The organism is Spirillospora sp. NBC_01491, from assembly GCF_036227065.1.
Taxonomy (GTDB): Bacteria; Actinomycetota; Actinomycetes; order Streptosporangiales; family Streptosporangiaceae; genus Spirillospora; species Spirillospora xylanilytica.
The window spans coordinates 8,167,752-8,180,455 of the sequence record NZ_CP109432.1 but is presented as its reverse complement, the minus strand read 5'-3'; the positions used below and the strand labels follow the sequence as shown (position 1 = coordinate 8,180,455).

The following is a 12,704-nucleotide window of genomic DNA, read 5'->3' as shown; positions in this document are numbered from 1 at the left end:
AGAAGCAGCGTCCTGCCATCGCTTCCAGTGCCTCGGTGCCACAACGCCCGGCGACCGCCAAGGATCCGAAGCGCATCGCAGCCGGGTCAACCTGCCCGAGGCGCTCCCGATGTCCGGGACGAGGAAGATCGTTAGACTCCATCGATGTTTCAGAGCAGTCGCCTGCCGTCAGGATCGGACATCTGCGATCTGGACGCCGTCACCGTTCGCGACGAGACCAGGGTCGTGTGCGTCACCGGCGACGGCAAGGCCTGGTCCTGGGACCCCTCGTGTGATCACTGGACTTCTCGGTCGCTCCCGCCGGCCTATGAGGACTACCCGGACGCCGAGGCCGATCTGGACTGCGCGTCGGCCGGGGTTCACCAGGGCCGGGTCATCCTCGCAGGTGGCAGCGAAAACCATGGCTTTGCCGCCTGGGATCTCGATGGCGGCGCCGTTCTGCGGACGACCTCCCAAGATGAGGACGACTGTCCGCTGTGGTCGGTGACCTCCTTCGAAGTGGACGGGCAGCTGTGGTTCGCCTGCGGCGGCGCGTCCAACCCGGTGGTCGGACTGTGGGAGCCTTCCGGCGGTGAGCTGGTGGAGTTGGACAACGACCACCAGGACGGCATCCTCTCCCTGGCCGCCGGACGATTGGGTGATCTCCCGGTGCTGGCGGCGGGTGGCTTCGATCGCCTGGTCACCCTGTGGGACCTGCGTTCGCGCGAGCGGATCGCCACCTTCTCCAAGGCGGGAGGCAAGGTGTGGGCCCTGGCTCTGACCTCCCTCGACCGCCATCCGATCGTGGTGGGCGGTGTGGAGAGCGGTGACCTGTACGTGTGGGATGCCGACGGTTCGCTCGTGAAGAGCCTGAACTGCCACGACGAGCGCATCATGAGTATGGACGCCGCTGTGGTCGACGGCCGTACCATCGCGATCACCGCCGCAAACGACGGAACCGTGCGCACCTGGGATCTGGCCGAAGGCAACCAGTCCGGCGACGTCCTCGACAGCGACAACACCAAAGTCCTGATCACCCGGTTCGGCGTCCGCCAGGTGGCCTTGGCCGGTGGCAGGGAGGGGACCATCCGGGGCTGGTACCTGTCGTGACCCCATGGGAATGGCGACTGCCCGCCGACCACAACGTCGCTGACGCGGCACGTGCACGAGTGCCCGATCCTGCCCGCGCTCGCCTCCCGGCCGCGAAACGGGGGAAGCTCACGGCTGAGGTTCCCTCATGAAACGGGGGGAACCTCAGCCGCGGGTTCGTCCGCCGGCAACAGCACCCAGATCAGGTCGGAACGTCGGCGCCTGCACCCAATCAACACGTCTTGTCATCACGCGACACCCTCACCTCCAATGAGCCATTCAGCGAACAACCCACACCCCGCAGGCCTCCCCGCTCCGCCCCCGCTCCAAAAAGCCCCCCAAGAAACGCTCGCACGAGCCCACCGCCAGGAGCCGATACTCCCCACCCCAAGACGCATACGTAAATCCACAGCGCCCCACGCGTTCCCAAGAGACATCAGCAGATATCCAAAACGCGCGCACATAGACGCCCTTGCCACCGCACGCGCCCTCGAGCCCCCAGCCGCGCGCCGTCGCCCGGCCCCCGCCGTCGCCCCGCACCGCCCCGCACCGCACCGCACCGCCGCCAGAACGCCAGACAAATACGGCGCACTGGGTCGTTTTCATCCTCGTGCGGGGAGTGTCGATCACGCGTGATCACGCTGTCGGTGTTCAGCGGCTTCGTCGAAGCGTTGTGGCACTGCTGTCACCCCGTTCCCCCAAGCTCACTGCGGCCCCGGCAACGACCACGAAGGACGGACGGCACCTGCTGGTCCGGAACGGCGCCCTCATCGCCACCGGCCGGGTGCAGGCCGACTGCCCCACCACTCGGGCGGGCACCGGATCCACAGCGCCGGGCGTGAGTTGTCGATGATCGCGGGTGGCCGCGTTCCGGCCGGCTCAGAGGGCGTGATGACCGGTGACGGCGCGGGCTTCGGCCAAGGCCCGCAGCGCGCGGGTCGCCGGGGCCGTCTCGGGTGGTTCGTCGACATCGCGGTCGACATAGGCGGTACACCGCAGGAGCCAGCCGCGGACCACGTCCTCGATCTGGGCCTCGTCACGGCGGGCCTTGGCAAGGGCGGCGAGGCGCCGGTCCTCCCGGACCCGGTCCGCCAGGCCCTGGTCGGCGCCAAGGCCCCGGACGTCGGGGAGCGCATACCGGCCGAGCTGGTCCTTGGCCAGGTCGCGTTCTGCCGCGATCCGCTCGAAGGTCCGTTTGGGCCAGCCGAGGACCTTCGCGGCGGACCGAGCATCCACAGTGTCCGCCATCTTTCCCTTGCGCGCCGCGACGATGTCGGACACCGATCCCGGATCGAGGCCGTCCAGATCCCGCAGCAGGTACACGGGATAGTCCCGGTATCGGCTGATCACCTTGAGCCGGCCGTGGGCCACCAGCATCTCGATGTCCGCCCGTTCGACGTCCAGCCCCAGCGCGGCGGCGACGCGGTCCGCCGCACGGCCGGCTCCGATGGGCGGGTCCGCGCCGAAGGCGGCGGCGATCCGGGCGGCGGCTCCGGCACACTCCTCTGACACTCGGGCGGACCAACGGCCGCCCTCAAGGTCGGGTCCGGGAAGCATCCCTTGCTCCCAGCCCAGCCGGACCTGCCAACCGGACAGGCCGAGCTTCCTGGCGAACTGCCGGATCCCGTGATCGTTGGCGCTGATCTCCGTCGTCATCGTCGTGCCTCCTCAGGCTCGTGTGAACGGCTGACGGGCAACAGCCTGGTCCGGTCGGAACGACGGGAGAAGTGGAACGAGATTCTGTGGATAACGTTCAGCGCATTCTGATCACGAGATGAACTCCGGAGACGCGGCATTTCTTCGCGTGGCCGCCGTGTCGGCCCGTGTCCGGCCCAGCGCCAGGGCTTCGGCAGCACATCTGCGGTCACCACCGCGACCGCACCGCACTCGGCGGCTGGAGGCGACGATCGTACGATCTCCTCAGCCGCAGCGGCGGATGCCGCCGCGGTCCCTGTGCACGTGGTGGCGCATGCCAGGCTGAACGGCATGAGCGGATTGCAGCGATTGGGCGTCGGGCTGGCGGCACTGGGCCGTCCGGCGTACATCAACGTGGGCCGATCGAGCGAACTGCCCTTCGGGCGCAGTCCGGACGGGCTCCGCCAGGCCACCTGGGACGTCCTCGACGCCGCGTACGCCGCGGGCATCAGGTGGGTGGACACGGCGCGTTCGTACGGACGGGCCGAGGAGTTCCTGGGCGAGTGGCTCTCCATCCGGGCTCCTGCGGACATCACCGTGTCCAGCAAATGGGGATACACCTACGTCGGCGGCTGGCGGGTGGACGCTCCAGTACACGAGGTCAAGGAACACAGCGTGAGCCGCTACCGCGCCCAGTACAAGGAGACCCGTGGACTGCTCAACGGGCGTCTCGCGGTCTATCAGGTGCATTCCCTCACCATGGACAGTCCGTTGTTCGAGGACGTTCCATTGCAGGAGGCCATTGCCGAGGCCGCGGCAGAGGGGGTCCGGGTCGGGTTCTCAACATCCGGCGCCGCACAGGCCGACACCATCCGGAGAGCCCTCGAACTGGAGGTTGCCGGGCAGCGGCTCTTCACCACCGTCCAGTCCACCTGGAACGTTCTCGAGACGTCAGCGGGCGATGCGCTTTGTGAGGCGCACGACGAGGGGCTGCACGTCCTGCTGAAGGAGGTGATGGCCAACGGGAAACTGGCGGTGCGGCCTCCTCAGGCCCTCCGACGTATGGCGTTCGAGAACTGCACGCGGCCGGACGCGCTGGCCGTCGCCGCCGCCCTGAGCAGGTCATGGGCGGACACCATCCTCATCGGTGCCGCCAGCACGGCGCAGCTGGCGTCGAACCTTGAGGGAGCGACCGTGCTGCTCACCGAGCCGGACCTGGAGGAGCTGGCGGCGCTGTGCCTGCCGCCGACCCGATACTGGTCGGACCGGGCGGCGCTGCCCTGGACCTGACGACCGGAACGGCGCGGTTCCAGAGGCGGACGGGCGGACGAGCCGGTCGTGGCACGATGAAGCGCGCCCACCATGATCGGATTCCGTGCCCATGCAGTCGCCGCCCCCAAGAGTCCCGCCGACGATCGGCCCCTACCGCGTGATCGCGCGGCTCGGGTCTGGAGGCATGGGCGAGGTCTTCCTCGCCACCTCGCAGAGCCGCCGGCTGGTCGCCGTGAAGGTCATCAGGCCGGAGCATGTGGGCGATCCGCGCTGGCGGGACCGTTTCCGCCAAGAGGTGACCTCCGCGCGGTCGGTCAGCGGCTTCTACACGGCACCCGTCGTCGACGCCGATCCGGACGCCGACGAGCCATGGCTCGCGACGCAGTACATCCGCGGGGTCAGCCTGGCGGAGGCCGTGCGGGAGAAGGGGCCGCTGCCGGAACAGGCCGCGTGCCGGCTGGGCGCGGGCCTCGCCGAGGCCCTCATCGCGATCCACCAGGCCGGGATCGTGCATCGGGACCTCAAACCCTCGAACGTCCTGCTCGCCGCAGACGGCCCGAGGGTCATCGACTTCGGCATCGCCCGCCCCCTCGGGGCGCTTCCGCTGTCGCGCACGGAAATCCTCGGTACCCCCGCGTACATGTCTCCCGAGCAGGCGCTGGGGGACGCCGTGACGCCCCAGAGCGACGTGTTCTCCCTGGGCGCGACGCTCGTGTGCGCGGCCACAGGCGCCGCCCCCTTCGGGACGGATCACAAGGTGCGCGGACGCATCGTGCACGGCGAGCCCGACCTCAGCCGGTTGCCCGACCCGCTACGCGGCCTGGTCACCCGGTGCCTCCTGAAAGAACCGCAGGAACGCCCGTCTCCTGAGCAGGTTCTCACCGCGCTCTCGACGCTGCTGGACGCCCACTACGGCGAGGAGTGGCTGCCCGCCGACGTCGAGGCGCTCATCGGAGCCCAGGACCAGACGCTGGTCCAAGCCACCGCGGAGTTGCCACCGCTTGGCTAAAAGACACGCCGCGCAGGGCGTTTCCTGTCAGTGTCTCCCTCGTGCGCCCGCGGGGTTCCTGCTAACGGGCGCCTTCCGCGAGGCTGTCCCAGAACGCGGTCTCGTAGACGTGAAGCAGTCGGGCGGCACGCACGACCTCTTCAGGATCGTCGCCCGCCTCGAGTCCTCCGGCGATGACCGCCATCGCCTGGCCCTCGAAACCGGGGGGCGGTTCCGCGAAGAATTCGAAGAAACCGACGTCCGCCTCGCTGAAGCCGTAGCGGGCTCGCAGGGCCGCGGCCGTACGACCGCAGTACGAGCCCCACTCCTCAAGGTTGGCGAGCATCGCCAGAGCTACCTCGCTCGCCGTTCCGAAGGCGGCGCGCTGCGCCAGAAAGGCGGGGTACGCCTGAGCGAAGGGACGCGGCTCGTGGGCCCTGAGATCCTTCTCACTCTCCCCGAGGGATTCAGCGAAGTTCTGAAGCAATACCAGGGCCTGCGCCTCCCCCTGCGCAAGCGAGAGGAAGAGCGTTCCGGCCGGCGGGTCCGGATAGCGAGAGGCCAGCAGAGCGAAGCTGCGCCGGTCGCTGCCGACGATCCGATATTCCTCTCCTGCCAGCGAGGCCAGGCGTTCACGGGGAATCTCACCGGCTTCGAGGAGGTCGAGGAACCGGTTGCCGGACGCGGCGGCGGCGATGTCCTCACGTGCTCGCACGACGAGCTCATCAGCGTTGTGACGGGTCATGCACTCAGAGCAACACCCGGGGGCGCCCTCCGTCAACGAACCCACCGCGGATTAACCTGCACGATCACGTGGATACGATGCCAAGAGTAACGTCTACGCAGGTGTGGACGGAGTTGGGAGCGAGCATGTCCGATTTCGAGCTCAACCACGCGGGCGGCCGGGTGCCCCTCGACGTGACGCCGGCGACCGAGGGCCCTGGGGGCCTGGGCGTGGGCAGTCTCCTCAAACAAACGGGGAACGTCACCCTCGATCCCGGCTTCACCAACACCGCTTCCACCACGTCGGAGATCACCTACATCGACGGCGAAGCGGGCATCCTCCGCTACCGGGGCTACCCGATCGAGGAACTGGCCGAGAAGTCCTCCTTCCTGGAGGTCGCCTATCTGCTCATCCACGGCGAGCTTCCCTCCGCGGACAAGCTGTGGGAATTCAGCGACAGCATCCGCAACCACACTTTGCTCGACGAGAAGTTCCGCGCTTTCTTCTCGGCGTTCCCGAGGCGCGCCCACCCGATGGCGGTGCTCTCCTCCGCGGTCAGCGCCCTGTCGACGTTCTACCAGGACAGCCTCGACCCGTTCGACGACAAGCAGGTCGACCAGTCCAGCATCCGGCTCATCGCCAAGCTGCCGACGATCGCGGCGTACGCGTACAAGACCTCGATCGGGCAGCCGCTGCTCTACCCGGACAACTCCCTCGGGTACGTGGAGAACTTCCTGCGGATGACGTTCGGCCTGCCCACCCAGCCGTACGAGATCGACCCCGAGATCGTCCGCGTGCTCGACATGCTGTTCATCCTGCACGCCGACCACGAGCAGAACTGCTCGACCTCGACGGTGCGGCTCGTCGGCTCCAGCCAGGCCAACCTGTTCTCCTCGGTGTCCGCCGGTGTGGACGCGCTGTTCGGCCCGTTGCACGGCGGCGCCAACCAGGCCGTGCTGGAGATGCTGGAGGGCATCCACGAGAACGGCGATGACATCGACTCGTTCGTACGGCGGGTCAAGGACAAGGAGCCCGGCGTGAAGCTCATGGGCTTCGGGCACCGCGTCTACCGCAACTACGACCCGCGCGCCGCCGTGGTGAAGAAGGCCACCCGCAAGGTCCTGGACGCCATGGGGAAGTCCGACCCGCTGCTTGACCTGGCGATGCGCCTGGAGGAAGTCGCCCTCAGCGACGACTATTTCACCGAACGGAAGCTCTACCCGAACGTCGACTTCTACACCGGTGTCATCTACAAGGCGATGGGCTTCCCGACCAACGCCTTCACCGTGCTGTTCGCCCTCGGGCGGCTCCCCGGCTGGATCGCCCAGTGGCGCGAGATGATGAACGACCCCGGCACCAAGATCGGGCGCCCGCGCCAGGTGTACGTGGGACCGGGCGAGCGCCACTACGTGGACCTGTCGGCGCGCTGACCGCCACGGCGACGCCGAGCCGTCGTACGTGACGGACCACGGCGCATAGGGCCGGACACTGGGATGATCTCCCCGGTGCCCGGCCCTTGCCGATCCGGAGTTATCCACAGAATTCCGTTCTACTTCCGTCCTCCGTGGCCCCGGTCGAGCCTTGATGGCACACGCTGTTCCGGCGACCGGCCACAGGAGGCTCGCATGTCCGTCACGTTCACCGTCCCCGACAAGATCACCACGAGCTTCGTCGTCGCCACCGATTCCGATCCGGGTGAGCTTCCGTCCGCGGTCCGGCACAGGCTCACGGGCCCGTTCGCGAAGGCCGCGGGCGAACGCCTCGGCACGCCCCGACTGGAGATCACCGGCTTCCGCGCGGCCGGCTCCCCCTGGAATCTCGACAGCGTTGTCGGCGCCGACCTGGAGGAGGCGGGCAGGGCCAGGGAGGCCGGTCGGCACATCGGCGTCACCGCGACACTCGAGGTCGCCGACCTCCCTTTCGGGGTACAGGTCGCGCGCTCGGTGACCCGGGCGATCGCCGCGGCGGTGTCGGGAATCCCGGTCGACCTCGACACGGGCCGGGTCCTGCGGGCGCGGCCCGATCCCCGCGACGCCGAGGCCACCGGCTTCGTTTTGGCCGACGACTGGTTCTGCGCCCGGGCGCCGCTCTCTCCCACCCGGGGCCAGTGCACGGCGGACGAGGAGGAGATCAATGGATGCGCCTGTGTCGAGCTCACCACCCGCGGGCTTCGCCGGTTCGGCATCCCCGAACTTCGGATCGCCGATGTAGCGTGCGCGCACGACCTCGCTGCGCTCAACGTTCTGCGGACGACGGCGCAACGGCTGCTGCCCCTCGGCACCCGCCCGGGCGAGCACACCACCGGCCCCGTCCTCTCATTGGCGGGCAGCGACTTCTCCGCCTACTGGGGCAGCGGCGAGCCGATGTGGGACGACGGAACCGTCCCCGTCCACCTCTCACAACTGGAGCCGCTCCTGTTGGGAGTGGGGCCGCCCGCCGACTTCCCCGACACGATGAACGACTGGCTCTGGGACGACCTCCCGCCCATCCTGTACGAGCTGCTCAGCTGCGATCCCGACCCGGCGCACCTGAGCTTCACCCCGTGAGCGGCCGCGGCCGGCACCCGTCGAAGACTGCCTGCTCGGACCGCCGGCGCATCGAGGTCCAACTGCGGAACCGGTGTGCCCTTCGCCGGGGCTGACTAACGTCGGCTGCCATGGACGACGATGAGGCACCGGGCTCTCTGGCGAAGGTACTGGCGGACGTCGCCGAAGAACGGGCGGCCCAGGACCGGCTGTTCGGCGTGCAGGAGTTCCCCGACGGCAGCGGACCCGAGTACACCCCGCTGGCCGAGAAGGCCAAGCGGGAGTGCGCGACCGCATCGTCGCGCGGGGACCTCACCTGGAGGCACGTGCTCACCGAGGAGTTCTACGAGGCGCTCGCCGAGTCCGAGCCGGGTCCGCTGCGGACGGAACTCGTCCAAACGGCGGCGGTGGCGGTGAAGTGGGTTCAGTCGATCGACCGCCGCCAGGGGGCGGCCGTCCACCGGAGCGGCCAGCACGACAGGCACACCGAGAAACTGGTCCGTGACCGCATCCCCGAGATCATCCGCGCCGCGGGCAGGGAGGCCGATTCAAGGATCGCGGCGCCGGGCGAGCATCGAGCCCTGCTGCGCGCAAAACTGTACGAGGAGGCCGGCGAGTACGCGGCGAGCGGAGACCCGGCCGAGCTGGCCGACCTGCTGGAGGTCGTGCACGCACTGGCCGGCCTGCATGGCTTGACGCCCACCGATTTGGAGGAGCAGCGGGCGACGAAAGCCGCGGCACGCGGTGGATTCTCCGCTCGTCTCGTCCTGCGGCTTCCTCCACCGGAGAACGCCTCCGAAGCCGACCAGCGTGACTGACAGTGTTCGAGAAGGGGCTCTTGATGCACCAATATCTGTAGTGTCCGGGACCTGCCGGGTCCTCGGAGGAGGTGTGCGTGTCGGTGCTATCCGCCCAGAGCGGTTCGGCGATGGTGAGGGGCCTGCAAGAAAGGGCGGCCCGGGCCCTTCCGGCGGAGCGCGTCGAGGAGGTCGAAGGGTGGTGGCTGCGCCATGCTCCGAGCTGTGCCTGGTGGGTGGGAACGGTGCTGCCGCATGGCGGTGCCGGGACGGGCGAACTGATGGGCCGGGTCGTCGAGGCCGAGGAGTTCTACGCCGGTCACGGCACGGCCGCATGGTTTCAGATCACCCCATCGGCGTGTCCGGAGGAACTCGACGCGGTCCTGGCAAAGCGCGGGTACCGCCGGGAGAGCTTGGCGTCCTTGCAGGTGGCGCCCACGGCGCGTGTCCTCGAGCAGGTGCCGGCAGGCTCGCTGCGGGTCCGGTTGGAGAACCGTCCGACACGCGCCTGGTTCGAGGTCTGGCACGCTGTGAACGGTCATGGCGGGGAATGGGACATGCTCGGTCGTGTGGAGCGGCCGTCCGCCTACGCCTTAGCGATGATCGGAGACGATGTCGTGGCGGTGGGCCGCGCGGTCGCCGACACCGGCTGGGCGGGAGTGTTCGGTATGGCCACCCTTCCCCAGGCACGCGGGAGGGGCGCGGCCCGCAGCGTGCTCGCCGCGCTGTCCGGTTGGGCTGGCACGCACGAATCCGACCGCATGTACCTCCAGGTGGAGCGCGACAACATCCCTGCTCTCCGGTTGTATGAGCGCGCGGGATTCAGCGAGATATGCGGATACCACTACCGGACGGCGGAAGGGTGAGCCGCCGGCTCTCTCCCGGTCGGAGTGTCATCACAGCCATTTCGTTCACGCAAACGATGTGCAGGTCGCCTCGGGAGGACGGTGAGCTCGTCGTATCTGCACTCGATCGCCGGTCGCGCTCGAGCCGGTCGATCACGCGATCCGCAGCGCCACCGGTCGGTCAACCGGCGCCGATCCGTCCGGCCAGCTCGGCGTTCAAAGGGTAGACGCGCTCAGGTGGAAGGAGGTCCTTCGCCTTCGCGGTCCGGCCGTCCTGGACCAACCTGTGGATCTTGCGCACGAGCGGCGTACGATCCTCGATCCCGAGAATCCAGTCATCGACGTACCGGTGGACGATGTGCCGGCTCAGCCCGATCTGGATGCTCCGGGCCTCCCGCTTCTCTCCGCGCAGACTGCGCTCCGGGTCCCACTGCACGTGGACGACGGCCTCGGCGAACCGCGCCCGCCACTCGTCCTTGGTGCGGAAGACCCGCCGGTCCGGATCGGTCGGCACGGCCTGGGCAAGCGCCTCCTCCCAGCCGGACCTGCTGATCCGCACAGCAAGGATCATCTCCTGCCCCGGCCGGCGGGCCCAGTTGCTCCGTGCCATCAGCCAGAGGAACGACGGTTTGACCCATGTCATCCGGCCACGGGAGAACGGCGGGACGAACGTGCCGTGCTCGACGGCCGGTCGGCCGATCTCCGGCCGGTACGCCTGGTAGACGGTGATCGCGTCGCGGTCGTACTCGGCGCGGATCTCGCGTGTCCCCATCACATCGGCTCCTTGATCAGAGGCGTTCACCGTGCCCGAACGCGCCCTCGTGATCAATCGGATTTCCACGGTCGCGGCCCCACTGCTGTGGCGTTCCACCGTTGCGCTGCCCGCCGGTGCGGTGCCGCTGCACGGCCACGCGGCCGGGACGCTGCGGGGTCAGCGAGGGCGGACGAGACCGGTCTCGTAGGCGGCGATGACCAGCTGGGCGCGGTCGCGGGCGTGGAGCTTGGCCAGCAGGTGCCCGATGTGGGTCTTCACCGTGGCCGGGCTGACGCACAGGTGCTCGGCGAGTTCAGCGTTGGAGAGACCGCGGGCGATCAAGGTGAGCACTTCGCGTTCGCGGCCGGTCACCCCGTCGAGGCCCGGTGGCGGGGCGGGCACGGGGCCGGGGCGGCGGACGAACTCGCCGATCAGTCGGCGGGTCACACTGGGAGCCAGCAGCGCCTCACCGGCCGCGACAACGCGGACGGCCGACAGCAGGTCGGCGGGTGGGGTGTCCTTCAACAGGAAGCCGCTGGCGCCCGCGCGGAGCGCCGAGTACACATACGCGTCGAGGTCGAACGTGGTGAGGATCAGCACCCGGACCCCGGGCACGCCGTCCGGACCACAGATACGGCGCGTCGCCTCGATTCCATCCATCTCGGGCATTCGTACGTCCATGAGCACGACGTCGGGCCGCTCGCTCCCGGCGAGCGCGACGGCCTCGGCCCCGGTGCCGGCCTCGCCCACGGTCGTCAGGCCCGGCGCGGTCTCGATCAGGATGCGGAAGCTGCCGCGCAGAAGCGCCTGGTCGTCGGCGACCAGGACCCGGACCGGTTCGGTCACTCACCACTCCCCGGCTCGTACGGCAGGCTGGCCGACACCGCGAACCCGCCCTCCGGCCTGGGGCCCGCGGTGAAGGCACCGCCGTACATCATGACGCGTTCGCGCATGCCGATGAGCCCGTGGCCCTCACTCGGCGCGGAACCGCCCGGCAGTACGCGCACGCCCGGGCCGTCATCGTCGACCTCGATACGCACGCGCTTTCCGTCCGATTCGACCAGGACGCGGCAGTGTGCGGGGGCGGCGTGCTTGACGACATTGGTCACCGCCTCTTGGACGATGCGGTACGCCGACATGGCGACGCCTTCGGGCAGGTCGGCGGCGCTCAGCCGGAGGTCCACCCGAACGCCGGCCATCGCGGCCCGTTCGGCGATGCCCGCCAGGCCGGCGAGGCCCGGCGCCGGTGCGAGGTCGGCCTCAGGGGTGACGACGGGGGCGTCCCCCGCCCCGGAGTCGTCCCCAGGGGCGGTGCGGAGGACTCCGAGGAGATGCCGCATCTCAGTGAGCGTGCTCCGGCTGGTTGACTCGATGACGCGCAGCGCGTCCAGCGCCTCCTCTGGCCGGGCCTCCGCGACATGTACGGCGACGCCCGCCTTGACCGCGATCAGGCTCATGCTGTGCGCGACCACGTCGTGCAGTTCGCGGGCGATCCGGAGCCGTTCGCCGGTCACGGCGCGGTCGGCGAGTTGCCGCGCCGAGTGCGTGGCGTGTGCGCGACGTTCGCGGACGGCGCGTCCGAGCGTCCACGATCCGCCGAGGACCGCGAGACCGAGCAGCACCATGATGGTCTGCTCGGCCTGCCAGTCCTTGGGGCCGGCGATCGCGCCCCCGAACAGCACGAGCACGCTCAGCCCCCCGATCAGCGGCGTCGGGATCCAGCGCCGGCGGGGCGCGGTGAGCGCGACGGGGTAGAGCGCGTACGCGAGGGCTGCGAACGCCTCACGCGGCAGCTGGAGCGGCAACGAGAGCAGAGCCATGGCGAATACCGCGACGAGCACCGGGACCGGCCACAGGCGCCGTACGGCGAGCGGCAGACCGGTCGCCGCCACCACGAGGGACTCGATGGCGGCCGGTGCGGGCCCGGCGCCGCGGTCCGGCCGTCCGGCGAAGCTCAGGAGGAGCAGGGTGTAGAAGACGGCGACGGCGGCGTCCAGGCCGATCAGCTGACGTCCGGTGAGCCGCCGGAGGAACGGGGAGCGCAGCTCGGGATCGTTCACGCCCCGACCGTATCCGCCCCGGTCCGGGGCCGCCTC

Annotated in this window: 12 protein-coding genes; 7 read left to right on the top strand and 5 right to left on the bottom strand. The window is 69.5% G+C overall.

The window, feature by feature from the left end:
• Window positions 1-144 precede the first annotated feature (144 nt).
• Entirely contained in the window at window positions 145-1,089 is a 945-nt protein-coding gene (locus OHA34_RS38020) for a WD40 repeat domain-containing protein (RefSeq protein ID WP_329520296.1), read from the top strand.
• Between the two features lie 858 nt (window positions 1,090-1,947).
• Here OHA34_RS38020 and OHA34_RS38015 read toward each other — a convergent pair.
• Window positions 1,948-2,724 carry a hypothetical protein gene (locus tag OHA34_RS38015; RefSeq protein WP_329520295.1) on the bottom strand — a complete coding sequence of 259 codons (777 nt, stop codon included), beginning with the start codon at window positions 2,722-2,724 and terminating at the stop codon, window positions 1,948-1,950.
• 330 nt (window positions 2,725-3,054) lie between these two features.
• On the opposite strand from OHA34_RS38015, the gene OHA34_RS38010 reads away from it, so the two are divergent.
• On the top strand, window positions 3,055-3,993 hold the full coding sequence (locus tag OHA34_RS38010) for an aldo/keto reductase (RefSeq protein ID WP_285936377.1): 939 nt from the start codon (window positions 3,055-3,057) through the stop codon (window positions 3,991-3,993).
• A 91-nt stretch (window positions 3,994-4,084) separates the two neighbouring features.
• The gene (locus tag OHA34_RS38005; protein ID WP_285938534.1) at window positions 4,085-4,984 is read left to right on the top strand and encodes a serine/threonine-protein kinase; all 900 of its coding nucleotides are present in this window, start codon (window positions 4,085-4,087) and stop codon (window positions 4,982-4,984) included.
• Window positions 4,985-5,045: 61 nt separating this feature from the next.
• On the opposite strand, the gene OHA34_RS38000 is transcribed toward OHA34_RS38005, so the two are convergent.
• Window positions 5,046-5,708, bottom strand: a complete 663-nt coding sequence (locus OHA34_RS38000; RefSeq protein WP_285936378.1) for a hypothetical protein — start codon at window positions 5,706-5,708, stop codon at window positions 5,046-5,048.
• 125 nt (window positions 5,709-5,833) lie between these two features.
• On the opposite strand from OHA34_RS38000, the gene OHA34_RS37995 reads away from it, so the two are divergent.
• From OHA34_RS37995 to OHA34_RS37980, 4 genes are all read left to right on the top strand, one after another.
• Window positions 5,834-7,117: a citrate synthase gene (locus OHA34_RS37995; RefSeq protein WP_285936379.1), complete on the top strand. Its 1,284-nt coding sequence runs from the start codon at window positions 5,834-5,836 to the stop codon at window positions 7,115-7,117.
• Between the two features lie 195 nt (window positions 7,118-7,312).
• Window positions 7,313-8,233, top strand: coding sequence for a hypothetical protein (locus tag OHA34_RS37990; RefSeq protein ID WP_329520294.1), 921 nt, complete (start codon window positions 7,313-7,315; stop codon window positions 8,231-8,233).
• A 110-nt stretch (window positions 8,234-8,343) separates the two neighbouring features.
• Window positions 8,344-9,030 (top strand): nucleoside triphosphate pyrophosphohydrolase, encoded by a 687-nt coding sequence (locus OHA34_RS37985; RefSeq protein ID WP_329520293.1) that lies wholly within the window; start codon window positions 8,344-8,346, stop codon window positions 9,028-9,030.
• Between the two features lie 77 nt (window positions 9,031-9,107).
• A complete protein-coding gene (locus OHA34_RS37980; protein ID WP_329520291.1) occupies window positions 9,108-9,875 on the top strand; it encodes a GNAT family N-acetyltransferase in 768 nt (255 codons plus the stop codon).
• A 160-nt stretch (window positions 9,876-10,035) separates the two neighbouring features.
• Here the strand turns inward: OHA34_RS37980 and OHA34_RS37975 are convergent, their stop codons facing one another.
• From OHA34_RS37975 to OHA34_RS37965, 3 genes are all read right to left on the bottom strand, one after another.
• Window positions 10,036-10,626: a DUF4291 domain-containing protein gene (locus tag OHA34_RS37975; protein ID WP_285936383.1), complete on the bottom strand. Its 591-nt coding sequence runs from the start codon at window positions 10,624-10,626 to the stop codon at window positions 10,036-10,038.
• A gap of 159 nt (window positions 10,627-10,785) precedes the next feature.
• Complete coding sequence (locus tag OHA34_RS37970) at window positions 10,786-11,454, bottom strand: response regulator transcription factor (RefSeq protein WP_329520290.1); 669 nt, start codon at window positions 11,452-11,454, stop codon at window positions 10,786-10,788.
• Window positions 11,451-12,668 (bottom strand): sensor histidine kinase, encoded by a 1,218-nt coding sequence (locus OHA34_RS37965; protein ID WP_329520289.1) that lies wholly within the window; start codon window positions 12,666-12,668, stop codon window positions 11,451-11,453. The genes OHA34_RS37970 and OHA34_RS37965 overlap by 4 nt, the downstream gene beginning before the upstream one ends.
• Window positions 12,669-12,704: the final 36 nt, after the last annotated feature.